Genomic DNA, 26,193 nt, shown 5'->3' with positions numbered 1-26,193 from the left:
TCTGCTAAGTTTTAGTTTTTCAAACATAATGTCTATTTAATGTATAGTTTTATAACGACATGAAAACCAAATTTAACCTAATGGATTTAAATAAACAGTGAATGTTTTAAAATTAATTATTTATAAAAGAAATAAAATATATAAAATTTTAAACTATTTATCAACAAAGTACCCGCTAACCTAGTGGTTAGCGGGTACTTTGTTGAGTAAATCTATAAGCCGAGTTCTGTATTAGATGATCATCTATCTAGGCGAGTCGTTACCGAAACGCTCAAGCGACCTACCACTGGGAGAGACGAGCAGCCTCTTTTTTACACCCTACTTGGTCTTGCTCCAGATGGGGTTTACAGAGCCACATAGTCACCTATGTGCTGGTGAGCTCTTACCTCACCTTTCCATCCTTACCTCTTGCGAGGCGGTCTATTTCTGTTGCACTATCCTTGGAGTCGCCTCCACTGGGGATTACCCAGCACCCTGCTCTATGGAGCTCGGACTTTCCTCGTGCCGAAGCACGCGATCATCTGATTTACTCTAGGTTATTATAAAGAATAAAGTCCGTTCTGTAAAGACATATTCATAATATAAAAAAGATAAAATTATAATATTAACTAAAAAAAGAAGGCGGTCAAAAGACCGCCACGCTTGATACCACGCAATCTAGACTATTCTATTTCTGGAAATAGTGCTTTTAGAGCTGGGTAAAGCTTTGAGAAGGAGTTGTACTTTCTATTATATGCATCAACCAGTTGTGGGATTGGTTGATAGGATTCTGTCGTTTTTATAAGCTGATCACAAGCGACCTTTACTGATGGATATGCACCTGCGCTGACAGCTGCAAGGATAGCTGCACCATAGGCTGGACCGGCATCAGTTTCAAGTTTGACGACCTTCGTATCAAGTATATTGGCGATGGTTTGACACCAAAATTCATTTTTAGAGCCGCCACCATTGATTCTGATTTCTGTCATTTCTTGACCCAGTGATTTGACGATCTCAAATGAATCTCTAAGACCAAATGAAACTCCCTCAATTACTGCGCGCGTCATATCGCCTTGCCCGTGGGAAAGATTTAAACCCCAGAAGACACCTCTTGCATTTGGATCGTTGTGTGGACTTCTCTCACCCATAAGATAAGGTAAGAAATAAAGGCCATTGTCCAGTGGCGCTTCCTTAGCCGAATCCATCAAACGATTGTAATCGGTTGATTTTAGTATCTCTTCAACCCACCATTTTAATGAGCCTGCAGCTGAAAGCATGCAGCCCATTAAATGATACGCACCATTGGCGTGGGCAAAGGCGTGGAGGCCATTATTTGGATCTTTGATAAACGTATCGCTGTGAACGAATACCACCCCAGAGGTGCCGAGGGAAATCGAACAACACCCTGGACTGACAACACCACCACCCACAGCGGCGCAAGCTTGATCCCCACTGCCAATAGCAACTGCTATCTCATGATGGATGCCTAAATAGTCAGAGACTTCTTTCGAAAGTGACCCTATATTTTCATAAGACTCATAGAGTTTTGGAAGAACGCTTTCCTCGATGCCGATGATGTCCAGCATCCCTTGGGACCATTTTTTATTTGCGACATCAAGGTAAAGTGCGCCTGATGCATCTGCAAAATCAGTTGCAAAAGCGCCAGTCATTTTATAAGCTAAGTAGTCCTTTGGCAACATCACCTTTTTTATCTTTTTAAAGTTCTCAGGTTCATTTTCCTTAACCCAAAGGAGTTTTGGCGCTGTGAACCCAGGGAACGCTATGTTTCCAGTAAGTTCAGTCAGTTTCTCTATACCTATTTCCTCATTTAAATAGTTGGTTTCTTTAACGCTTCTTTGATCGTTCCATAAAATCGCAGGACGGATGACATTATCGTGTTCGTCTAGAATCACTAACCCGTGCATTTGTCCGCTGTAACCGATACCTCTTACGGCATTTGCATCGAGTCCGTTTAGTGCCTCTTTGATACCCAACAATGATTGCTCAAGCCAGTCCTGAGGATTTTGCTCCGACCAAAGTGCCTTTGGAAAGAAAAGTGGATAATCCTTAGTAACCGTACTGATAATTTGACCCGCTTGATCCATTACCAGTACTTTAACCGACGAAGTGCCTAAGTCGACGCCTATAAAATACATACTTTACCTCACATGATCATAAATATAAACGAACCAAATGCAAATAGTACTAATTTATACTTATATTTATTATTATATTTCTAATATTTATTATTATATTTCTAGGTTGATTAAATAATTATTAATCTATGTTTTTACGTTTTAATGCTTCTACTATTTTAATGCTTTTACTACTTTAATACTTCTACACATTAATACTTATAGACTTATTTCTTAATTTTTACCACTGCTTTTACAACGTCAGTTGGATTTGCAGCGACGAAATCAAACGCTTCCTTGATATTTTCAAACTCAAATTCATGTGTCACAATGCTTTTAACATCGATTGTGCCACTGCTGATGGCATTGATCGCAACTGGATAAAGATTTCTATATCTAAAGATGGTTTTAAGCGTACCTTCTTTGCCCATTAATTTCATAAAGTCGTAGCTGGTTTCTGGTTTTACAGTCATACCAACTAAAACAACCGTTCCTGCTTTTCTAACGACACTTGCGGTTTGACCTATAGTAATAGGAGATCCAGCCGTTTCGATGACGACATGCGCTCCTTTGCCACCAGTAAGTGCGTCGATTTTAGCGATGACATCTTCATTTTTAGCATTGATGACTTCAGTTGCGCCAAGTTTTTTAGCAAACTCAAGTCTTTTATCGATGATGTCCACCACATAGACGTTTGAAGCGCCTCTTGCTTTACTTGCAAGCATAGAAACAAGTCCGATACAACCAGCACCGAAAACGATTACAGTATCGCCAAGTTTGACGTCACCTTGTGCAGCAGCATGAAGACCTACAGCAAGTGGCTCAACGAGTGCACCTTCAGCATTGGATACGTTCTCAGGTAATTTAAAGCAAAGGTTTTCTGGGTGCTTCACATAGTTTGCAAAAGTGCCATGATATGGCGGAGTTGCGAAAAATTCAACGTGCTCACAAAGATTGTATTTTCCTGATAAACATTGCTCACAAGTACCACATACCACACCTGGCTCAAGCGCTACTCTATCGCCCACAACAAGTGATTTAACATCACTGCCAACGGCTGCAACATAGCCTGCACTTTCATGACCGAGGATAAAATCGCCTTCAACTACAAAATCACCGATGTTGCCATGTTGGTAATAGTGTCCATCTGAACCACAGATGCCGACCACATCTACTTCTACTAATACTTCTTTTGGTCCAAGCTCTGGAACGGGAATCTCTTTGAAAATCATATTGTTTGTGCCTGACATAAATGCCGCTAAATTTTTCATATTGCCCTCCTAAAATGATACTTTTAATAAATTTTATAGATTTAAATCATTATTCATTTAACCAATAAGCTGAATTATCCAATTTAATGGCACACATGAAGATGGCAACTTCGTTAAAGTTGAAAGCATCATTAAAAATGCAAACATCCTTAAAGTTGGAAACATCCTCAAATATGTAAGAATAGCCAAAGCCATTCGTCTAGATTATGTAATGTAAGCGGCATATAGCCGCTTACTGTGGGGAGATTACTGGATAGCGCCAGCTTTTTTGTGCATTTCAATATATTCTGCTACGTTATCTTTAGTGATGAGTGGACAATCGATATCGATATCGATTTGAGTTTCTTGTCCAGTTAATAATTTGTTGCTTGTGTCAAGTAAGCCTTCTGCAAGTGCATAAGCAGATTGTAAGCTTGTAGAAGTTAATTTACCTTCTTGGATTAAAAGGCAAGCTTCAGCAGTACCGTCAACACCATAAGCTAAAATGTTGCTAAAGTTAGCGTTATCTTTGATAACTTCAAGTGCACCAGCAGCCATATTATCGTTCATAGCGATGATTGCATCGATTTGATCGTTAGCTTGTACCCAAGTTTCCATGTAGTTCATAGCTTCATCTTTGTTCCAGTTAGCGATTTCTTCACCAACGATTGTTACGTCAGGTCTTTTATCGAAGAACTCTTTTTGCCAGCTGTCACGTCTTGCATCAGCATGGAAGTTTCCTGGAGGGCCCAACAATACGACAACTTTAGCGTCTTGTGGAATTTGTTCTACTGCAGCATCAGCGTTAACTTTTGCTTGGAGGTATGGATCAGCATCTACTGAAGATGCGCCATCGATACCTGAGATTCTAGCGTTTGTAGTGATTGTTACTATACCAGCAGCAACTGCTTTTTCAACGTATGGTCTTTGAGCTTCACCATTGTTTGGTTGTACGATGATTGCATCGTATTTGTTAGTGATTGCATTTTCAATAAGACCATTTTCAATATCGTCACTTGCTTGACCATCAAATACGTCTACAGTGATGTTGTCATACTTGTCAGCTTCTTCCATAACTGCGTTTGCAAGCCATGCAGCAAATGAATCTGCTTGCGCTCTTGCGATGTATGCTACTCTGAAAACCTTATCTGTTGATTCACCACCTGCAGCAGCTGTTGTTGCCGCTTCAGTTGTCGATGTACTTGAGTCTGAGCTACAGCCTGCGAGCATCCCCAATGCCAGCACAAATACTAATAATAATGCTAAAACCTTTCTCATTTTCTCCTCCTATGATTTTTAATCATCTTATATGTTAAACCTGAAGCCATAGCATAAATCGTTTTTAGAGGTCAAAACCACTTATGCCTTTCGCTTCAGAATATAACCAACCATAATTTAACCTTTTGCTGCTTTGTTTTTCTTACGAGTTGTTTTGAAGTAAATATCATAGATAACTGCAAGGGCAATAATTGCGCCTCTTACGATTTGTTGTAGGTATGAGTTGACGCCTACGAGTACCATGATGTTGTCTAGGAATCCGACAATGAATGCACCAGCAAGTGTTCCAGAAGCTGTACCTACACCACCTGAGAACGATGTACCACCGATTACAGCAGCCGTTAATGCTTTAAATTCATAACCGTTGGCACCATTTGGCAGACCGCCATTTACCCTCGACATAAAGATGATTCCTGCAAGACCAACGAAGATACCGTTGATGATATAAGCTTTCATCTTAACGCGATCGACGTTGATACCAGAAGCATTTGCCGCTTCCTCGTTACCACCGATGGCATAGACAGAACGACCAAATACCGTGTGTTTTAAAAGGTACCAAGTAACCGTCATAGTGATCACTAAGAACCAAACTGGGTTAGGAACACCAAACCAAGAGCCTTGACCGAAGATGACATAATCGCCAATTTGATAGATGTTTTGTCCGTTTGTATATAGGAGCGCTGCCCCTCTTGCCATCGCCATCATTGCAAGGGTTGCGATGAAAGGAGGCGTTTTAAATTTAGTAACCATAAGTCCATTTAAAATATTGCAAATTACTGCAACGATGATGCCTACTGCAAATGATAAAATCAAAGAGCCAGTTTTCACATATGCATCTACTGATAAAACACCTGCAAGTGCAAGTACAGAACCCGATGATAAATCCAGCATACCGCTGATGATGAGAATCGTTTGACCAAATGCCAATATGGTTCCAACTGCAATCTGTCTTGAGATGTTGGATAAGTTGCCGATCGTTGCAAAGTTTTCATTTGCCATCATACTGATTAAAAACAAGAATAATAAGACAAAATAGATGCTGAACGTCGCCATTAAATTCGATTTTTTTATTTTCTGAAGTAAACTGTTCATGATAAAGCTCCTAATTGTTTGATGTAGTGCCTGTTGCAAGGCGCATGATATTTTCTTGTGTAAATTCAGGTTTGTCTAGGACACCCATGATTTCACCTTTAGCCATAACGTAGATTCTATCGCACATACCAATCAGTTCTGGTAATTCCGATGAAACCATAATGACGCTTTTTCCTTCGCTAACCAAATCAGAAATCAGTTTATAGATTTCATATTTAGCGCCAACGTCGATGCCTCTTGTCGGTTCATCTACGATGAAAACCTCAGGGTCTGTGATCAGCCATTTTGCAAGAAGTACCTTTTGCTGATTGCCACCGCTTAAGCTCGATATGTTCGTTTCATAAGTTGGTGTTTTTACCTTCATCTTGTCACAGTAATACTTGACCGTTTCAAACTCTTCTTTTGCATGGAGCTTACCTTTTTTAATGAAGCGTTTTAGATTGGTGATACTGATGTTCTCTCTAACACTTCTAACCGGTAAAATACCATAGCGTCTTCTATCTTCAGACAGCATGACGATTTTGTGATCGATACTGTCTTTAACATTTTTGATTTTGATTTCTTTGCCATCTTTAATGATTTTTCCCGAACGATAAGGATCAAGTCCAAACACTGTTCGCATTACCTCAGTTCTACCAGCACCCATTAGTCCTGCAAAACCAACGATTTCACCTTTTTTAATCTCAAAGTTAATATCTTTGAATTTACTACTGTTAAGTGCTTCAACTTTAAGAATCGGTGCACCAATTGGAACTTCTACCTTTGGAAAATCATTTCCCAGCTTTCTACCAACCATCAAGGCGATTACCGATTCGATGTCCAGTTCAGCTTTTGGCTTAGAGTCAATAACCTTACCATCTCTAAATACGGTGATGTCATCTGCAATTCTAAAGATTTCATCCATCTTATGACTGATATAGATGATCGCTGCACCTCTTGCCTTGAGTTCAAAGATTTTGCTAAAGAGGACTTCAACTTCTTTGTTTGTAATGGCAGAAGTTGGCTCATCCATAATGATGATGTCTGAGTTATATGAAATGGCTTTAAGGATCTCGAGCATCTGAATATCTGATACAGTTAGATCTTTAAGCTTCATATCAGGTCTGTAATTGAGGTTCTCTGCTTTAAGCAAAGCAAGCGTTCTTTTTCTAATCTCTTTCCAATCGACCTTGCCGGCTTTATCCAGTGGCCAGTTGCCCACAAATAAGCTTTCTTCTATGGTCATTTCAGGGATGTAGTTGAGTTCTTGAAAAATCATTCCGATACCAAGCTGTCTCGCTTGAATTGGATTTTTAATCTTAACTTCAACGCCATCTATAATAATTTGGCCAGCATCTGGCTGATAAATTCCGTTGATGATCTTCATCAAAGTGGACTTTCCTGCACCATTCTCGCCGCATAATACATGAACGGTTCCTTTTCGTACTGAAAACTCGATTTGATCCAATGCCTTAACCCCAGGAAAGGATTTCTCGATGCCCAATACCTTCAATTTGACGTCTTGACTCATTTGTATTGCCTCCCTTAATCATGTATTTAGGATAAAACAAAATCGAGGGCTAAAAAATGCCCTCGATTCACAAGATTTAATACAATATTATTTAATTTTTGTTGAAGTTATAAAAATTTTAATCGGCATTGCACTATATTAATGCGACTTTGCACTAGATTCTCCTACTGAGTGAAATTTTGCACTAGTTTTCTTTACGATCGTGCTTTTGCCACTCTGAAGTCGTCATCCCCGTCATTTTTTTAAAGACGCGAGTAAAGTATTGTTGATTGGAGTAGCCCACCATAGCGTAGATGTCCTTGTTGCGATAGGCTGGATTGACTAGGAATTGTTTCGCTTTATCGATACGTACTTGATTAATAAAGGTCGATAAATTTTGACCGGTTTCACGCTTAAAGACGCTGCAGACGTACTGCTTTGATAAACTGAGCTCCTTTGCAACATCCTCAAGTGAGATGTTTTGATCATAATTTTGCTCTACAAAATTAATCGCCTGCTTGATGATGTATCTCGATTGATGATCGCGGATATAGCTCAGCTCATTAATCAACGTTTTAAACAGGTCGGTGACAATGTTTTTAAGCTCGCTCACATGCTTGGATTTCATAACGGATTCATGAAAAGCACTATAGCTAAAAGCGACCTCAGGTGCATCAAAGAGATACTGAAACACATTGTAAAGCTCACCCACAAGCTGAGTCATAAACACCTTTGCAATCCTCGGTGGATAGCACTTTTGTCGGAACAGATCGAGCACCTCGTCGATGGTATGAAGTATCCCTTCGAGGTTTTCTTGACCGATATTATCGACGAACTGAGCAGTGGTTTTAAGCTTGAGTTCATGCGTATTTCCAGATAGGACTCTGATGTGGTCGGTATTCTCTATTAAGCTTTCACCACTTGGGATATAAAAGAGCATCTCAGATTTTTCCATCAATAGTGCATAATGACTTAAAAGCGCATCAGCTTCAGTAAAAGCGTTGGTATAGATAAGGTTGATGGCGATATCAAAGTACTGAACCACACCGTTTTGAACAGCCGACGCCATTCGACTTATGGTGGAAAGGGTCAAGTCAGCGGACGAGATTAAAAAGAGATGCTCGTCCATATAGCCATTGAAAAGGTATTGAATCCCCTTTTCGTTGAGCTGGTCTATGATCAGGTTAACAGTCGTTTCACTAATTTGCTTAGCGTTTTTTTGATCCTTAAGTTTGAGTTCAAGGTTGATAAAGGCATACTTGGTATTGCTCAACTGAAAGTTTTGCTCTTCAAATCGGAACAACAACTTTTCATCAAAACTGAACTTAACTTTTATCAGATCGTTTAAAAGGGAACGTTTAATCGCATTTTGGTTGTGATGCTTATTGGGAATAACCGATTGTCCTGCTGAACTGTCATCTAGTGTGGTCTTGAATCGCTTCATCAAGGCGATGAGCTCATCATCCACGATTTCTGATTTAAGCATATAGTCAGTTGCGCCATTTTTAAGCGCTGTTCGTGCAAACTGAAATTCATCATAGCAAGTTAGAACTAGGATTTTCGTGTCCTTGTTTTCCTTGTGAATCTTATCGGTTAGCCAAAGGCCATCTTGCTTCGGCATTTTTATATCGGTAATCACAACGTCGGGATTGAGTTTTAAAAACTGGGCATAGCCCTGTTCACCGTTGGAGGCTTCGCCTACAACTGTAAAGCCAATTTCTTCCCAATCGATGGTGTTTTTAAGTCCAATACGCACGAGGACTTCATCGTCGACGATTAAGACCTTATACATCGGTACCTCCATTTTCTTCATCATTGGTTTTTCTTTTTACAGGTAATCTAACCAATACTGTAGTGCCAGTTCCTTCACTTGTCAAGACTTCAAGTCCATATGAATCTCCGCAGAGTAGCTGAATCCTTTGATTGACATTGTTGAGCCCCGCTTTACTTAGCTTACTTCCAGTGGTATTATCCTTGAAAATTTTTCCGAGCACATCTTCCGAGATGCCTGGACCATTGTCTTTAATTGAGATGATTAAATCCTCCCCTTCTTTTTCAAAGTGACTTTCAAAGGCAATCGTTAGATGCTCTGAAGCCTCCATGCCGTAGATAATACTATTTTCAATAATGGGTTGTAGGATAAGTTTTGGAATCAAAAGTGGTGTCGTTGCAGGATCTATATCATATTCAACCTCAAAGTCTTCGTTAAATCTCAACTTTTGAATGACCACGTAGTTTTGGATATATTCCAGCTCTTCATTCAGCGTAATAAAGTCGCTACTGATGTTGATGCTGATGCGCAGAAGCTTGACCAGTGCCACGATGGCGTTACTTACGCTATTTGCGCCTTGTATTTTCGCCATCCACTTTATGGTGTTCAGCGTATTGTATAAAAAGTGTGGGTTGATTTGTGCGTGTAGGGCTTCAAGCTCTACTTCTCGTTTCATGCGCTCTTCCATGACCAGCTTGTCGATGAGCACTTCCATTTCAGAGACCATGTTGTTAATACTATCGCTGAGCTCCATCATCTCATTTGTCGTCGATACTTTTGTACGAACAGATAAATCCCCTTGCTCGACGCGTTTAAGGTCGCTGATAATTTTAAGCATTGGTTCTGTGTATTGTAAAGATAATCCTAAGACGAACATCAAAATGAGCGCAGTATAAATACCGGCACCGATAAAGAAGATCCTCTGAATCTGATCGACTTCAAAGTAGAGCTCATTTTTAGAAATCGTCTTAACGATGCGCCAGTCATTGGTTTCAAGTAAACTAAAAAAAGCGATTTTTTCTTGATTGTTGCTTTGATATGAGATGGCTCCAGTCTGGTTATACTCAGACATCAGTTCAACAAAGTAAGGCATCTCTGAAATAGAGGTACCAATTAAGGATTTGTCTGGATGTGAAACGATGGTGCCCGTTTGGTCGATGATAAACACCTCACCACCATCTGCGTCTAAATTCGTATATGCTTGCTCCAGCAGGACCTCTTCTATATCGACCACAAACGTACCGTAGGACTCAAGCGTATTGAAATCTATGATGTTTCTTACCACAGAAAAGTAATATCGTGTCGATATACCAGACAGAATCTTAATGTTCTGCTTTACCGTTGAGAGCCAAATCGGCCTACTGTCGTGATGCTCACTGGACATTTGCTGGATGGAAATCAGCGGTGTGGTTTTATTTGTACCGATGGCATAAGTGCTTTTAGCATTAATAAGAGAAATCCCGTCGATGTCACTTCTTGAAGCTAAAAAGCCTCGAAGCAGCTCATTGATATCGCTATCCGGTGTTTTTGTGTTGGATACCATTTCTAAAAAGGTTCTGTTAGAAAGAATGGTCGTCGTATAGTCTACAATATCGCTTAAGAGGAAATTGATTTTATCCCCTGTTTCTGCTATGGATTGCTGTGCAACGGTGCTGTATTTTTCATTAAAGGTATCTTTGATGGTGTTGGATAACAGCATAAATAGCCAAACGATCGGTATGATGATAAAGAAGATGACGATGACCACAAGCTGAAATCTCAGTCTGTTGTAAAATTTTAACCGTTTCATGGTCATCTCTCCTCGTTGATTTTTTTATAGAGCTCAAGTGCGACATCCTCAGGCTTTAAATCCTCAGTTACCATATTGTGCAGGGCTTCTATAATCGCCTGCTCTATAGGATAAAAGTTGGCTAGCTTCGGTCTGAGGTATATATTTTCAGGCTGCCACGCTTCTAAAACCGTATCAATTTGTGGATGAGTGGCTCTAAATTCAGGATCAATAGCGTCATATGCAGATTTTATCGTCGGTAGTGCGCCACCAGTGGGTTCAGTTAGGATGCGAAGCTGCATTTCTTTAGAGGTTGCCCATGCGATAAAGAACCATGCGGCTTCCTTCTCTTCCTGAGACGCATATCGGTTGATACCGATGCCCGAACCTCCAAAGATGTTGGCGCTTCTTTCAGTACCGTAAGGTAAGATCGCTGTGCCCACATTGTTTCTTACCCTAAAGTTATTAGAGGCGTTAAGTGTGGCATAGTTTTCATCCCAGTTCACCATCATTGCGATTTCGCCTCTATAAAAAGCATCTGCAGAGTCTTCCCAGTTCCAGTTCACGCTATCCGGTGCCGCTGCAGCTATGACGTTTTTATAATCATAAAGCGATTTTATAAAGGCGTCGCTCATAACGTCTATCTTATAGAAGCTGGATAAGCCATAGGTACTAATGTTGTCGTCTCTAAAGTAATCGCCACCATTAGAGGCTAGGATATTTGAAAACTCACAAAAGATGGCGTTGTGCGCTTGTGCCATCTGACCACTACCGTATTTTACGATCTCATTGGGCACATAGGTGTCGATCCATTTCGCTATTTCTATATATCTGTCCCATGTAAAATCAGGACCTCCAGGCGTCCAATCATAGCCCATGCTATTATAAAATTGGGTTTTAAAGTCATTGAAGACGTCTTTGCGATAGTAAAGAATCATCGTCGTAGAGTCAAAGGGAATCGCGTACAGATGATCTGAGCTTTCAAAATAAGAGCAGACTTTAAGCTGATTTTCAAAAAAGTCATCTAGTTCAACCTGAAGCGATGGCAGATCCGGATTCTGAATAAAGTTCTCCAGTGGTTCTAAATCGTTATGAAAACGGTTGAGCGTCTGATAAGGATCTGAATAAATCAATTGGTAATCCCCCGCCTTAGAGATGAAATCGAGGTTGATTTTTTGTATAAAGGTATCGTAATCTGTCGGTCTAATCTTGATATTGATTCCTGTGAGCTTTGTAAACTCCTCGGTTTCAAGCGAGAGAACGTTCGCGCCTAGATTATTTTCAACGATGAAATTTAAAGTGATTCCTTCATACTTCCTAAGATCGAAATCCTTAGGAAAAACAAAGTTTTCAAGCGAGGTTCCCTCAAGTGAAACCGTGGTGTGTGGCAATACTGTCTCCGTCTTATCCTGCGTCATGATGTGTCTTTGATTTATAAGCACGCCGACAAGTACGACGACGATTAGCATCAGTACGATAAACGTTTTTTTCATAATCCCGATCCCTCCAAAATACTAGATAGAATTTTCACCGTTTATCGTACCACAGTTTTTAAATGGTGACAATTTTATAATAATTCGATTTTTAAAGCGTGAGTACAAGCGTATAAATCGTTTAAACTCGCTTCAAACCAGTGTTTATAAGGCGCAGTTCCCGTAATCGTAAGAAGCGGCATCTCACTTTTTTGCGAGAGATTATTTTCAGACTTATAGCGTCTCGCCTCCGAAAGTGCTTGCTTGATTTGGTCGCCAAAGTCGAGGTATTTTTCAAACATACTATTTTCCAACATAACAGCTTTAAACCACCCGGTTTCAATGCTATCCCACTGCAGGATATGGATCGACTTCTCTTTTTCATAATTTATATAATAAGATTGGTAGATCGACTCTGTCATATGTGGTATATAAGGTGCGTAGAGCTTTAATATACCTAAGAGTGCATGATAGATGGTTTTAAGCGCAGAGCCCTGTTCTTTTTTGCCATGTTTTTCAGGCTGATAGATGCGCTCTTTAGCCAGTTCAAGATAATCGTCACAGAAATCGCTCCAAAAGAAACGATCGATATGGTGTCTTGCAAGCCCAATCTCGTACTGATCAAGTGCAGCTTTTGCCTCAAGCATGGTGTTTTCAAGCTTGATGAGTAACCACTTGTCTTGTGGCAGTAAATCTGACAAGTCTGTGTGGCTGTAGAGATCTTCATTTGCTTCAAGATGCATTAGAGAAAAATTCGCCGCATTATAGAGTTTATTAAGGGTGCGCTTTGCGCTGCCGAGGTCGTCTCTATCAAAGAAAGTATCTGTCCCTAGTTTGGCAGAAGCAACCCAGTATCTTAGCGCATCAGCAGATTCTGATTGTATTAGTTCAAAGGGCTCAAGTGAGGTATTGCTTTTTGATTTAGAAATCTTCTCCCCTTTTTTCGCAAGTACGAACCCACAGATCATAAGGTCCTTCCAAGGAATTTCTCCAGTATGATAAATGCTTTTAACGATGGAATAAAATGCCCATGTTCTTATGATTTCATGCGCTTGTGTATGCATGCTCATCGGTAGCTGCTGCGTGTTGATAAAAGGCGTCATAGAAGACGTCGCCCAAGTGTCCAATACTGCCGTTTCAGGGATAAAGTCGTTGCACCCACAGTGACAAGGCTTTGAAGGACTGGTTTCTAAGGGGTTAACTGGCAAAGCCTGTTCATCAGCAGCATGTGTTGCGCCACATGATTTGCAGTACCAAATCGGGATGGGAACACCGAAAAACCGCTGTCTAGAGATGCACCAATCCCATTTGAGATTGGTTACCCAATGGATATATCTGCCCTTCATGGTCTCCGGATACCAGTTGATCTCATCGGCAGCCTTTAGATAGCGTTCTTTATCGGTTAAGATGTCAATGTACCACTGATTAGAAGGTAGATACTCAATTGGCGTGCCGCATCTTTCATGTGTGCCAATGGTATGTGATATAGGCTCACTCTTTGATAATTGACCTGCGTCATTTAAAAGTTCTATGATGGTTATTCGTGCTTTTCTAATGGTTAAGCCACCGATGAATGGCGTGGTCATCGCAATTTTTCCATCTGAAGTTATGGCATCTCGATATGGCAGTTGATGCTTTTCCTGCCACTGCGTATCGGTAAGATCACCATATGTTGCACACATAACGATGCCAGTGCCCTTCTCTTTTTCTACCGTTTCTTCTAGTAGAATTGGGATGGGATATTCAAAGAGCGGAACGATGGCGTGATGTCCCTTTAAAGCTTCGGCACGTTCGTCCTCAGGATGAATAAAGAGTGCGATACAGCCATTTAAAAGCTCAGGTCTTGTAGTTGCGATCTCAAGTGTTGGGAAATTGGGATGATCGGTTTTAAAGTGGATCTTGTGAAAGAGTGAATCGTGGGTTTCTGTGTTGATCTCAGCTTGTGCAACTGAGGTTTGACATTCGGTACACCATAGAACCGGTGCCGTTTTAGCATATGCTTTCCCTTTGTGATAGAGCTCTATAAAAGAGGCTTGGCTGATTTTCTGAGCTTTTGGGCCAATCGTCTGGTAAGCCAGTGACCAGTCACAGGAAAAGCCAAGCGATTGCCAGAGTGACATAAACTCAGCCTCATAGGACTGTGTGGTCTCAAGACATTTTTGGATAAATTCAGTCCTAGAGAGATCCGTTGCACGGATGCCGAGTGATTTTTCAACAAGTCGTTCCGTAGGCAACCCATTGTCATCAAATCCAAATGGATAAAAAACGTTATAGCCCGTCATGCGTCTAAAACGCGCGATGATTTCAGCCTGTGTGTAGGAAAAGATATGACCGATGTGCAGGCTACCACTTACGGTTGGCGGTGGTGTGTCGATGCTGTATAAGGGCTTTTCTGATGTTTCGTCAAATGAGTAAAGGGCTTCTTCTGACCAAAGGGTCTGCATTTGAGGTTCGATTTCTCTAAAGTCGTATTTCTTTTTCATAGTTGCCTCCTTAGGATTTAAAACGACATCAAAAAGTTGATTGTAAATGAGATTGACCTGCGAACGCGGTATTTTATCGAACTCACAAACTTAACTCATCTGTGAGATTGTGTCTAAAGAAAAATCTTTTCTGACAAATAAAAATCTTCAGGCATCGAGCCTTCAGATTTTACCACAAGCGAGATTGTGGCTAAATAAAAAAGCCCGCCTAAGCATAATGCTTAGGGCGGGCTTGCGTCCGTGGTACCACCTAAATTCAGAGAAAACTCTGCACTTTATCTATACGGGCAAATGCCGATATAGCTTCCTTGTAACGGTGGAAATCCGTTGGCGTCTACTTGATGCAAGGCATCTTTCAAACCAAAGCTCAAAGGCTACTTCCAGATCACTGTCGCAAAGGCTTTCACCAACCGCCTTCTCTCTAAAGCTACGTATGAACTGTACTCCTCCTCGTCAAAGCTTTTCGATGTGTTTGTTAAAGTAACTATACGCTTCTCTTTTTAAAAAGTCAATTCTAAAATTAAAAAATTTGACCTTAGTTATTAAAAAATTTGAAAGGCGTCGCCCACATGTGATTCAGTGGTCCACTGCCAAAGCCTAAGTCCAAACCAGAATATAACGCACCTGTGATATAGTCCTTTGCAAAAGTGACTGCCATGCGGATGTCAGCGGTTTCTGAGAGTGCGCAAGAAATGGCAGAAGACAATGTACAGCCTGTTCCGTGTGTATTTTCTGTCGTTACTCTTGGCTGTGTGAACCAGTGATAGCGGTCGCCATCGCTTGAGGCTTCTACCAGTAAATCATCTGAAACATGACCTAGGTGTCCGCCCTTTATGAGGATATGCCCATTATAAAATTCTCGGATGTGTGCAACCGCTGTGATCATATCCGCTTCATCTTCAATTGACATATCAGCCAATAGTGCCGCTTCGTGTAGATTAGGCGTTATGAGATGTGCCATTGGCATCAGATTGTATTTTAACACAGAAAGCGCCTCTTCATCGATCAAGCGACTTCCTGATGTTGCAACCATAACCGGATCGAGCACAATAGGTATTTCAGGGTAATCCTTAAGCGTATGCGCCAACGTCTCAATCACCTCGATGTTATTGACCATGCCTATCTTGATGGCTTTAGGTGGTATATCTGAAAGGTTTGCGATGAGCTGTGCTTTAACAAATTCCGCACTTACTGGGAAAATTCCTGTGACTCCTGTTGTGTTCTGTGCGGTAAGAGCCGTTAAAACGCTCATACCGTATTTGCCAAGTGCGGTGAACGTTTTTAAATCTGCTTGAATCCCCGCACCGCCACTTGAATCTGATCCCGCAATGGTCATCACCGTATCCAGCTTTGGCGTTGTCAATTCTAATGTTTCACAGGTTTGATCATAGAGAACTTTTGAAATCGTTTGAATCGCCTCCGGTGATGCCTTGTCCAAGATCGCCGATACTAAAGAGACCCCGCAAAGACCCGTTCCCCTAAGTTTAGGTAGAGTCCTTTCAGAGATGCCGCCGATACCGACCACTGGTATGGGCACAGCACTTGTGATCTGTTTGATCATATCGTGAGAAACATAATCTGCATCCAGTTTTGTACCCGTTGGGAAAACCGCTCCTACGCCAAGATAGTCAGCACCCTCTTCATAGGCTTTTATGGCTTCTGCTACGGTTGTCACCGAAACACCGATTAACATAGGTGCTTTGAGTTTATCTTTAATCTCTTTACAGGAGACATCACTTTGTCCGACGTGGATGCCTTCTGCTGACACTGCTATGGCGACCTCAAGGTTATCGTTGATGATGAGTGGTACATGATATCGGTCTGTGATGGCTTTAATCGATTTAGCTTTCTCAATGAAGTCAGTTGTACTGAGATTTTTTTCTCTTAGTTGAACCAGTGTGACGCCGCCTTTGATTGCTGCTTCCACTTGATCCGTCAGAGGATACTGATCGCTCCAACGGTCGTCTGTTACCAGATAGAGCGTGTATTTTTTGTGTGCCCATAGTTTGGATAAATTTGAATTTTCCATGAGTGTTGTCCTTAATCTAAGGTGTATTTTTCGACTTTGACGGCTTGTTTAAAGGCATCTATGGTTTCAGTACCCATTAAGTCGATTAAGCGTGTGCGCATACTTGATGTACCTAGTTTGTGTTGCTCGCAATAGGCATTTGCTTTTTCCCCTGAAATCCCCATCATCGCCACGGCACAAACACTTGCCTCGAGCATTTGGTCTGGATTTGCACTGATAAATGCGCCTAAGACGCTACTTAGCATACAACCAGTACCCGTAATATTTTTCATATTCTGATGCCCATTTTTAATGGTATAAGCCGTCTGACCATCTGTAATCACATCGATTCTACCCGTTACAACTAATATGGTTGCAAGTGATCTAGCGATCTCACCAAGTAGCGCTAAGTTTTGTTCCAAATTATCCTCTGAAATTGCATCGAGATCATTGGCATCAACCCCTTGGGTTTTCATATGTGACGCAGTGAGTGATTTTACTTCTGAGATGTTGCCTCGAATGGCAGTGATGTTTAACGCATCTAGTAAGCCTCTTGCAGTATCTGTTCTAAGGTTAGATGCACCTGAACCTACTGGATCAAGGACGATTGGATGCTTTAGCTCTGTCGCTGTCTTTCCCGCAAGGTACATGGACGCAATCGTTCTTGCATTCAATGTCCCAATGTTGATGACCAGCGCGTTACAGATACTTGTAATTTCAGATACCTCTGCTTGATCGTCAGACATGATTGGCGAAGCGCCTATTGATAAGAGAATGTTTGCACAATCATTTACGGTTACGTAGTTGGTGATGTTGTGTACTAAAGGATGCTTAAGTCTAACGTTTGTCATAGGTGTAAGTAGTTCGGTCAATTGTACCCCTGATATATTTTCTTTAGTTACGTTGATTGTCGTATGAGCTGAGTTTGTATTTGTATTTGAATGATCCATTATTAATCTCCTTTGAATTTATTTTATAGACTTTTTATTCTGAATCGGACTTATTATCAACTTTATCGCCATTAAAATTAACATGATCGGCAAACTGTTACCAATAGGCGTATCTAGTTTTAAGAAGTACTGATATAGACCTGCACCAAACGCCCAAAGAATCAAGTTCTGAATGCTATAAAGATCGCTCCCACCTCTTCTTTTAAGCAAAAAGTAATCCGTTAGTAAGATGGCAAACATAGGTGCAAAAGCTGATCCAATTAAATAAAGAAAGCTCTCATAGTATGTGGTTGGAATCATAATCGCTAAAAGAGCACCAATACCGCAGATGATGAGTGCCACGGTTTTCTCGTTTGCTTTTTTTAGTGTGATAAAGCTAATCGCACCAGAATAAACATCTAAAAATGTCGTTGTAACAGTTGAAAGCGAAATAACTAGAAGCGCTAAAACAGGTAATCCAGCTGCAGTTAAGAGTTCACCGATATCACTTGTCCCAGCATATAGCGCAGCGCCAAGGCCGATGGCATACATAAAAATACTCCCTACGGTATAGCCGAATGCACTTGCGATTGGACCTGATTTTTTTGAGCTTGCATACTGCGTATAGTCAGAAATTAAAGGCAGCCATGAAAGTGGCATAATAATACTGAGTTCAAGTGCCAAACCAAAGGAGAGCGTTTCCTCTGAGAGCATTGGTGTTACACCACCGGAAAAAGCTTTAAAGCCTAGATAGATGCTCACTAAAAAAAGTCCTGTAACTGCAATAAGATTAAGCTTTTTTAGTCGATCAAACCCAATGCCGATCCAAATCGCTATTAAAATGGCGATAAATAGACAAAGTAGAATTTGAAGCGTTGAACCATTTGATGTAATAAAAGTCAGTGTGGGCATTGCTGTCAGTACACCGCCAAGTGCACTTGCACCGCTACTGATCATTACCGCTGTCCAACCAATGAGTTGAACCACATTGAGGATTGCGAATAGTGGTAAGCCGTATTTTCCAAAGCTGAGTTTAGATGACTCGATTGCTGCAAGGTTTTCATGTGCGCCGATGGCACCTGCGAGCCATAAGATGCCACCACCAATTAGGTGTCCTATAATGATAGCGAGAAGTGCTTTTCCAAGTCCAAGTGGTGCAAGTAATGCGCCTGTAAGGATTTCAGCGAGAGAAACTGCTGCTCCAAACCAAAGGATGCTTAGATTAAAGTTAGATAGTGATGCTTTGTGTGTCATTCTTCCTCCTTTTACGGGAAAGGAAGAAACGGTTAAATTTCGTCAGATACTAGATGTAACCAAACAGCTGTATGTCTAGCTGCTTACATGTAAGTCTGAGACAACATAAAAGGGTGCACCCAAAACTAGGTGCACCCATTCAATCATTCATGTCGCTTCCCTACGTTGGCATTATCCAAATCAGGTACGGTCGAAACTCTCAGTTTCCTCTCAGCCCATATATGAGCTCCCGAATTATTAAATTCGCCTTATTATAGCATGTGGTTCTATTTTATGACAAGTTAATCTTCTGTAGGATTTACTTGATAATAGATCTCTAATAGTGTAAACCTTTCATTGTTCTCTACATAGTTGCCTAAAATTCTACCCCATAATAGATTCCTAGAGCCGTAACCAAACTGATCAGTATAGCTTGCGAATCGTTTGATAATTGCACTAAAGTCAAAATTAGTTTGATTCGATAGAGCGTACATTTTGAGCGTATCTGAGGCAGGTATCACGTCAAATGAATCGATGTTTTTATTAGGATAGGCATGTAGCATTTCTTCTGTGATGGCGATTCCCCAATCAAAATGTGAAGGATCATCTGAGCTCAGCTTAAAGCTATAACTAACTTCAGGCAGCTGACTCATCCAAAAGGCGATGTCTTCAACTTCATCAATTAACAGGTTTTCATCGGTCTGAATCATACGATAGAGTACACCTTGTGTCACTTTTTCAGGCTCAAAAGGAATGTTAGGCAGGTTAAAATCAGAAAGCTTATAGATCTGAGAAGAGCCGATAATGCGATTAAGTTTCTGTAAATGCTTTTGAACTTGCTCTAGTCTTTTGAGTTCAGATGTGATGTGATCGACTTGATTTTGTAAAGTCGTTTGGTAGTCGCTTTTCTCGATGCCCAGTGAAAGCTTTGCAGCTTGATCCAACGGAAAATCAAGACTTCTGTACCTTCTGCAAGATAGGAGCTCCCTCACATCGAAGTCATCATAATATCGATAGCCATTGTTTTCGTCCTTTTTGGGCTCGACGACACCATACTTCTCGTAAAGACGTAAGGTATCTGGGGTTAAGCCAATTTTTTCAGAAAATGCTTTAATTGTGTATTTCATACTTGCCTCCTCGTTTATTTTAGCGAAGAGTTTAATGAATTTCAATGCAATATGAGAAAGAAAAAAATAATTTGTTAAATTCTTGACATTGGTGTTACACCAAGGTTTATTCTATGAAAAAGACGGCCGTCTAAGAGGATATGTTAAATTTATATCAGGAGGATATTGTGAAAACGTTAAGCAAAAAGGGGTTAATCGTACTTTTAAGTTTGATGCTCGTGTTGGGCTCACTTAGTGGTTGTGCAAATGACGCTACACCTACGACTGAAGCGTCTACGACAGCAGAGACAACTGTCGCTGAAGGTGGCGTTCACTATAACGCAGGTACTTACACAGGAAAAGCGGAAGGAAAAGAAGGTGTCATCGAAGTTTCGGTTACCTTCTCTGAAGATAAAATTGAATCGATTGAAATCGTTAGTCAAACAGAAACAGCGGGTATCGGTGCTGAGGCGATTGAAAGATTAAAATCAGATATTGTTGCTTATCAATCATTAGGATTAGATGCAGTGTCTGGGGCTTCTGAAACCAGTGAAGCTTTATTAATGGCAGTTTCAGAAGCTGTAAAAGCTGCTGGTGGTGATGTTGACGCTTTAAAAGCGGTTGCTATTGAAAAAAGCAATGCTGGTGTGACAGAGACCTTAGAAGCGGATATCGTCGTTATCGGTGCTGGTGCATCTGGCGTTTCAGCTGCAGTTTCAGCTGCGGATGAAGGCAAAAAAGTAATATTAGTTGAAAAAACAGCTACAGTTGGTGGCGCGAGTAACCTTTCTTGGGCAGGTAAGTTCTACAACTCCTCTGCTTCAGTAGCGGCGGGCTTAAACATCGCTGTTGAAGATGAGATAGCAAACTGGATCGTCAACAATCACTGGCGCGTAGATGCTTCTGCAATTCGTCAATATGTGGTTAAATCTGGCGAAACCTATGACTGGTTAAATGAAAAAGGTTATACAACGACGTTTATTAATTTCTTTGGTGAACCGCTTCACATGTTACCGGCATATGAAACGCGTCAAGGACTTTTAAGAAATATGATCAGTGACTCTGTTGAAGCAAACGGCGGACAGTTATTAACCGAAACGACAGGTAAATCATTGGTAACAGATGCTAATGGCAACATCACAGGTGCAATCTGTGAAAAAGCAGATGGTACAGTTTTAGAAATCAAAGCAAATGCAGTAATCCTTGCTACTGGTGGATATGCTGCTAATGCTGAAATGGTTAAAGAATTATTTGGATTTGAAGGTGTTAACGGTGGTTTGGGTCAAAACGTTGGTGAAGGCTTAGAGATGGCTTGGGCAATCGGAGCAAAAGTACCAGATAATATCGGTGGTCAAATGCTTCACCAAACCTTAGCATCTGCAACGGCTGATCTTAAAAAGTCATATGAAAGCTTTGAAGCAAGCTACCCATTAATGTTAACTTACCTCCCTACTTTTATGAATGTTGGCCCATCAGGTGCAAGATTTAGAGATGAAGCAGCGACGTTAACAGCAGTCGCAGCAGCTAATACTAGTGCTTTCAACGGACCATATCACTATGTTATCGTATCGAAATCTCAAATTGATGCATTAATTGCTTCAGGTATGACCGGTGTAGGCGCAACGAGATTACCAGGTATGCCACCTGAGTTTTATGCAGATTTTGCTGCTCAATTTACACTCGACACACCATGGGCAGATGCTTATGCTGTGTTTGATCAAATGGTTGCAAACGGCGATGGTTTCAAAGGTGATACCCCAGAAGCTTTAGCTGAAAATGCAGGAATGGATGCTGAAGTATTCACAGCGGCATTTAATCAATACCAAGAAGCGATCAGCACAGGCGTTGATACTGCTTTTGGTAAATCAACAGACTACCTTTTATCTATGGGTGAAACAGGTCCTTACTATGCAATCAAAGCAGAAATCAACAACCTCGGTTCAGTTGGTGGCTTACTCGTCAACTCTAGATTCCAAGTACTAAATGACAACAGAATCCCAATCAAAGGTCTGTATGCAGTTGGTTTAGAATCAGAAGGCGTCTTATTCAATGACACTTACGTTGGAAACGGCGTCGGCATCGGCTACTCATTCACATCAGGCAGATTAGGCGGCACCTTCGCTGCAGAAGATTTAAAATAGTCTTATAGCAATAGCATAATAAAACAATAAATAAAAACCTCCAATTAAGCGGATCTAATTAAGCATTTAATTAGTACCTCTATTTGGAGGTTTTTTTAGTTTGGTTCAATTTATTTATTTATAATTAATGATAAGGTTTTAATATATTTTGTGAATTCATTATAGATATTCATATGCCGTAGCTGATAGATAAAATAACTTTCGGAGGAGGCTCCGCAGTTAGGATGCATTGGCGAGCAATAATCGAAGATTACGACCAGCCCTCCAGAGAAAGTTATTTTATCTATCAGCTACATTTTATTATCTAAACTTGCATGAACAAACCCTCAGTGATATAATAAAAATCCTTTCGACAAAACTAAATATTATCTTAGGAGGCACAATGATTGAAATTGAAAATCTTTCAAAAGCATTTCGAGTTGCCAAACGCAAGAACGGATCTCTACTTCGGCGCGAGCACGAAACCGTTCATGCGTTAACAGATGTATCGTTCAAGGTGAATTCTGGCGAAATCGTCGGTTACATCGGACCCAATGGTGCCGGTAAATCCACCACTATCAAAATCATGAGCGGTATTCTGGTTCCAAGTTCAGGGAAATGCCAAATCCTTGGTTTGACACCATGGAAGTCCCGTATCAAGCACGTCCAAAATATCGGTGTGGTATTTGGACAGCGTACACAGCTATGGTGGGATGTCCCTGTACTGGATTCATTTAATCTCTTGAAGGACATCTACAAGATGTCACCTACAAGCTACAAACGTTCATTGGATGAACTGGTGAGCACCTTGTCATTAGAATCACTACTACACGTGCCTGTCAGACAACTCAGTCTCGGTCAAAGAATGAGATGTGAAATTGCGGCAGCACTTCTCCACGAACCCAAAATCCTTTTTTTAGACGAACCCACTATTGGACTGGATGCGGTATCTAAAATCGCAGTCCGTCAAACCATTAAGAAAATTAACCAAGAACGGGGTGTCACCGTCATACTTACGACACATGATATGAGTGATATTGAAGCGTTAGCGGATCGTATCCTACTGATCGGAAAAGGTCAAAAGCTATACGATGGTGCACTTGACACCTTGAAAGCCCAATATCTTAAAGAAAAGCGAATCGCCGTTGATTTTGACGAAGCGAGTGATTTTTCATGCCCTGAAGGTACGACACTCATTCAAAAATCAAATGAACGTGCACTCCTAACCATCGACCTTTCAAAAACAAGTGTTCCAGCTGTCATCCACCAACTGACAAATCAATTGATGATCAAAGACATCACTGTGGAAAATCAAGCGATAGAAGAAATGATCGTCGCACTTTATAAGGAGATGGCGATATGAAAAAGTTACGCTCATCCTATCAAGCAGCTATCTTTAAGCTAAGGCTGGCACAGGGTCTGACCTATCGCACGGCTGCAGCTGCAGGTGTGGCGACACAGTTTTTTTGGGGCATGATATTAATCATGATGTTCACTGCTTTTTACGGTAATCAAACATCTGTTGACGGCTTTACAAAATCACAGCTGACTACCTATATATGGCTACAACAGGCATTTTTGGTCTTTATCGCACTTTGGATTCGCGATTTAGAGCTGTTCGAGCTTATCAGAACAGGCAACATCGCATACGAATTGTGCAGGCCGATTAACCTCTATAGTTTTTGGTACACTAAGCTTCTGTCTTCGAGGTTCGCAAGCGCTGCTTTAAGATGCTTGCCCATTTTGGTGTTCGCTTACTTCTTTCCAAAGCCATATGGACTTGAGTTACCTGACTCTTTCACTGCCCTTTTACTTTTTATCGTCGCATTGGTTTTAGGGGTAATGATCAATGTAGCGATATCGATGTTTATCTATATCTCTGTATTTATAACACTTTCACCGATTGGATCACTCCTCATCTTTAGCGTTGTAGGTGAGTTTTTTTCTGGTATGGTAATTCCGATCCCACTTATGCCAGACACCTTACAAAAGGTATTGATGTGTCTACCCTTCAGATATACTGGGGATCTTCCATTTAGAATCTACTCAGGAAATGTAGGCATCACTGATGCGGTGATTGGCATATGCATTCAAATCTTCTGGCTGCTTTTCTTGCCGCTCCTTGGTAATTTTCTACTCAACAAGGCACTCAAGCACCTTGTTGTTCAGGGGGGTTAATATGAGACTCTATTTACATTACGTCAAGATGGGCATCAAATCGCAGATGGTTTACAAACTGTCCTTTTTTCTCTTGTGCATCGGTCAGTTTTTCGTTCCCTTTTTCGTCTTTATCGGTATGTTTCTTCTTTTTGATCGGTTTGAAAACTTGCAAGGCTGGTCTTTTACAGAGGTTGCCCTTCTTTACGGAATCACCCATATGGCATTTGCACTTGCTGAGGCATCTGTCAGAGGCTTTGATTCCTTTCCAAACTTAGTTAAGTCTGGTGACTTTGACCGCTTATTACTGCGTCCGGTGAGCACACCGCTACAGGTACTGGGCTGGAAGTTTGAATTTACACGCATCGGAAGATTGCTACAAGGGGTTTTGATTTTTACATGGGCACTTTCAAAAATTGGATTGCACTGGACACTGTTAAAAGTCATCTGCATCTCAGGGATGCTAATTGGTGGCATCTTTATCTTTTCAGGATTATTTATCATTTTCGCCACGGTGGCATTCTGGACCATAGAAGGACTGGAAATCGCTAATATCTTTACAGATGGTGGTAGAGAGCTATCGCAGTATCCACTTTCCATCTATGCGAAAAGTGTAAGGCGATTTTTTACATTTGTTGTCCCGTTTGCAGTTGTCAATGTCATACCTTTGAGTTATCTTCTTGAAAAACCAGGTTATCAAAGTAGTTTTTATGCTTTTATGCCCTACATTGGTATGTTTTTTATCATCCCTGCTCTCTTCTTCTGGCAGTTCGGTGTTAAACATTATAAATCTACGGGGTCATAATTAAAATGAGAAAGCAATTGTAATCGACTTAAGATTACAATTGCTTTTTTGTACACGAAATATTAGTCAATTAATTATAATTCGTGGGTATAAAACCTTTGAGGTGAAAAATATGATGAATGATATAAACGAACTTATTAAACCCTATGATCCAGCACTTTATGAAGATTATATAAAATACTACGAAAACTATACCTCGAAGGTGCATGATTTAAACCTAACCAATCTAGATATATGGCATGAAAGTCATGAACTACACACCTTAGAACTTGGTGGTTATCTCTATTTTATTTATCATCCTGATAACGTCTTTGAAAGAATGATATCTGAACCGGTTGGTAATTATTCAGACTTAATAGCTCTGAAGGATAGCGTCACTGCACTTCTATCCCTACTAAGAGCAGAAAATAATACAATAAGATTTAGACGTGTTAGTGAGTCGTTTAAAGATCAGCTTGAATCTTTTGGCTATCCCCTCAATATCACTACATCCGAAGATTATTATGATTACTGTTATGATTTAGAAAAGCTAGCAACGCTTTCTGGTAATGCCTATCATAAAAAGAAAAATCATTTGAATCAATTTAGAAAGTATTATGTGGATCGATACAGAATTGAAACCATTACTCCTGAATCTTCAAACGATGCACTTACCGTTGCTCAAAACTGGTGTACGGCAAACGGCTGTGGTGACACCTACGATCTTTGCTATGAGTTTGCAGGGATTAAAAACGTCTTAACACATTGGGAAAGCTATGCGACAAAGGGCTTAATTGGAAGTCTTATCTATGTAGATGATCGTCCAGTGGCGATGTCTTTTGGAGAACGGATACAAAATGACACTTTTTTATGTCATATTGAGAAAGCAGATGCGGATGTTACAGGGGCTTATACCGCAATTAACCATGCCTTGGTCAATCAAGTTTTAGGTCAAGCAAGTGTCGTTAACCGTGAACAAGACATGGGAAAAGAAGGAATTCGTAAGGCAAAACAATCCTACCACCCCATAGAATTGGTTAAGAAATTTGACGTTTTGGTTGAATAAAAAGAACAATTAATATAATAGTAATGGGTTATAATCAATCGATATCGATTGGCTATAACCCATTAATTCTTTA

General features: G+C 40.6%; 18 protein-coding genes, 1 other RNA gene, 1 riboswitch and 1 other annotated feature. Of the genes, 5 read left to right on the top strand and 14 right to left on the bottom strand.

What is annotated here, in order from left to right; translation table 11 throughout:
• Positions 1-199: 199 nt before the first annotated feature.
• The 14 genes from rnpB to AC4PID_RS17455 form a co-directional block, all read right to left on the bottom strand.
• Positions 200-533: RNase P RNA component class A (gene rnpB / locus AC4PID_RS17520), an RNA gene on the bottom strand.
• 129 nt (positions 534-662) lie between these two features.
• The gene (gene xylB, locus AC4PID_RS17515) at positions 663-2,135 is read right to left on the bottom strand and encodes a xylulokinase (RefSeq protein WP_492133282.1); all 1,473 of its coding nucleotides are present in this window, start codon (positions 2,133-2,135) and stop codon (positions 663-665) included.
• A 206-nt stretch (positions 2,136-2,341) separates the two neighbouring features.
• Positions 2,342-3,385 carry an NAD(P)-dependent alcohol dehydrogenase gene (locus tag AC4PID_RS17510; protein WP_492133281.1) on the bottom strand — a complete coding sequence of 348 codons (1,044 nt, stop codon included), beginning with the start codon at positions 3,383-3,385 and terminating at the stop codon, positions 2,342-2,344.
• A gap of 246 nt (positions 3,386-3,631) precedes the next feature.
• Positions 3,632-4,642, bottom strand: coding sequence for a sugar ABC transporter substrate-binding protein (locus AC4PID_RS17505; protein WP_492133280.1), 1,011 nt, complete (start codon positions 4,640-4,642; stop codon positions 3,632-3,634).
• A 117-nt stretch (positions 4,643-4,759) separates the two neighbouring features.
• A complete protein-coding gene (locus AC4PID_RS17500) occupies positions 4,760-5,734 on the bottom strand; it encodes an ABC transporter permease (RefSeq protein WP_492133279.1) in 975 nt (324 codons plus the stop codon).
• A gap of 10 nt (positions 5,735-5,744) precedes the next feature.
• Positions 5,745-7,244, bottom strand: coding sequence for a sugar ABC transporter ATP-binding protein (locus tag AC4PID_RS17495; RefSeq protein ID WP_492133278.1), 1,500 nt, complete (start codon positions 7,242-7,244; stop codon positions 5,745-5,747).
• A gap of 184 nt (positions 7,245-7,428) precedes the next feature.
• Positions 7,429-9,015 (bottom strand): response regulator transcription factor, encoded by a 1,587-nt coding sequence (locus AC4PID_RS17490; RefSeq protein ID WP_492133277.1) that lies wholly within the window; start codon positions 9,013-9,015, stop codon positions 7,429-7,431.
• Positions 9,008-10,783: a sensor histidine kinase gene (locus AC4PID_RS17485; protein ID WP_492133276.1), complete on the bottom strand. Its 1,776-nt coding sequence runs from the start codon at positions 10,781-10,783 to the stop codon at positions 9,008-9,010. Before AC4PID_RS17485 ends, AC4PID_RS17490 begins: the two co-directional genes overlap by 8 nt.
• Positions 10,784-10,785: 2 nt before the next feature.
• On the bottom strand, positions 10,786-12,255 hold the full coding sequence (locus AC4PID_RS17480) for an extracellular solute-binding protein (protein WP_492133275.1): 1,470 nt from the start codon (positions 12,253-12,255) through the stop codon (positions 10,786-10,788).
• Between the two features lie 74 nt (positions 12,256-12,329).
• The gene (locus AC4PID_RS17475; protein ID WP_492133274.1) at positions 12,330-14,717 is read right to left on the bottom strand and encodes a valine--tRNA ligase; all 2,388 of its coding nucleotides are present in this window, start codon (positions 14,715-14,717) and stop codon (positions 12,330-12,332) included.
• A 219-nt stretch (positions 14,718-14,936) separates the two neighbouring features.
• Positions 14,937-15,183, bottom strand: a binding site (T-box leader).
• Between the two features lie 69 nt (positions 15,184-15,252).
• The gene (thiD, locus tag AC4PID_RS17470) at positions 15,253-16,746 is read right to left on the bottom strand and encodes a bifunctional hydroxymethylpyrimidine kinase/phosphomethylpyrimidine kinase (RefSeq protein ID WP_492133273.1); all 1,494 of its coding nucleotides are present in this window, start codon (positions 16,744-16,746) and stop codon (positions 15,253-15,255) included.
• A gap of 11 nt (positions 16,747-16,757) precedes the next feature.
• Positions 16,758-17,675: a hydroxyethylthiazole kinase gene (gene thiM / locus AC4PID_RS17465; protein ID WP_492133272.1), complete on the bottom strand. Its 918-nt coding sequence runs from the start codon at positions 17,673-17,675 to the stop codon at positions 16,758-16,760.
• Positions 17,676-17,693: 18 nt separating this feature from the next.
• Positions 17,694-18,908: a putative hydroxymethylpyrimidine transporter CytX gene (cytX, locus tag AC4PID_RS17460; RefSeq protein WP_492133271.1), complete on the bottom strand. Its 1,215-nt coding sequence runs from the start codon at positions 18,906-18,908 to the stop codon at positions 17,694-17,696.
• A gap of 140 nt (positions 18,909-19,048) precedes the next feature.
• Positions 19,049-19,151, bottom strand: a riboswitch (TPP riboswitch).
• A 38-nt stretch (positions 19,152-19,189) separates the two neighbouring features.
• Positions 19,190-20,014, bottom strand: a complete 825-nt coding sequence (locus AC4PID_RS17455; RefSeq protein WP_492133270.1) for a MerR family transcriptional regulator — start codon at positions 20,012-20,014, stop codon at positions 19,190-19,192.
• A 167-nt stretch (positions 20,015-20,181) separates the two neighbouring features.
• On the opposite strand from AC4PID_RS17455, the gene AC4PID_RS17450 reads away from it, so the two are divergent.
• The 5 genes from AC4PID_RS17450 to AC4PID_RS17430 all read left to right on the top strand — a co-directional run bounded on the left by AC4PID_RS17450 (position 20,182) and on the right by AC4PID_RS17430 (position 26,120).
• A complete protein-coding gene (locus AC4PID_RS17450; protein ID WP_492133269.1) occupies positions 20,182-22,134 on the top strand; it encodes an FAD-dependent oxidoreductase in 1,953 nt (650 codons plus the stop codon).
• Positions 22,135-22,516: 382 nt separating this feature from the next.
• Complete coding sequence (locus tag AC4PID_RS17445; RefSeq protein WP_492133268.1) at positions 22,517-23,476, top strand: ABC transporter ATP-binding protein; 960 nt, start codon at positions 22,517-22,519, stop codon at positions 23,474-23,476.
• Positions 23,473-24,291: an ABC transporter permease gene (locus AC4PID_RS17440; protein ID WP_492133267.1), complete on the top strand. Its 819-nt coding sequence runs from the start codon at positions 23,473-23,475 to the stop codon at positions 24,289-24,291. Before AC4PID_RS17445 ends, AC4PID_RS17440 begins: the two co-directional genes overlap by 4 nt.
• A 1-nt stretch (position 24,292) precedes the next feature.
• Positions 24,293-25,075 carry an ABC transporter permease gene (locus tag AC4PID_RS17435; protein ID WP_492133266.1) on the top strand — a complete coding sequence of 261 codons (783 nt, stop codon included), beginning with the start codon at positions 24,293-24,295 and terminating at the stop codon, positions 25,073-25,075.
• Positions 25,076-25,187: 112 nt separating this feature from the next.
• Positions 25,188-26,120, top strand: coding sequence for a DUF2156 domain-containing protein (locus AC4PID_RS17430; protein ID WP_492133265.1), 933 nt, complete (start codon positions 25,188-25,190; stop codon positions 26,118-26,120).
• Positions 26,121-26,193 lie beyond the last annotated feature (73 nt).

This window comes from Fusibacter sp. QWL-12, assembly GCF_058683495.1.
This window is presented reverse-complemented; position numbering and strand designations above follow the sequence as displayed.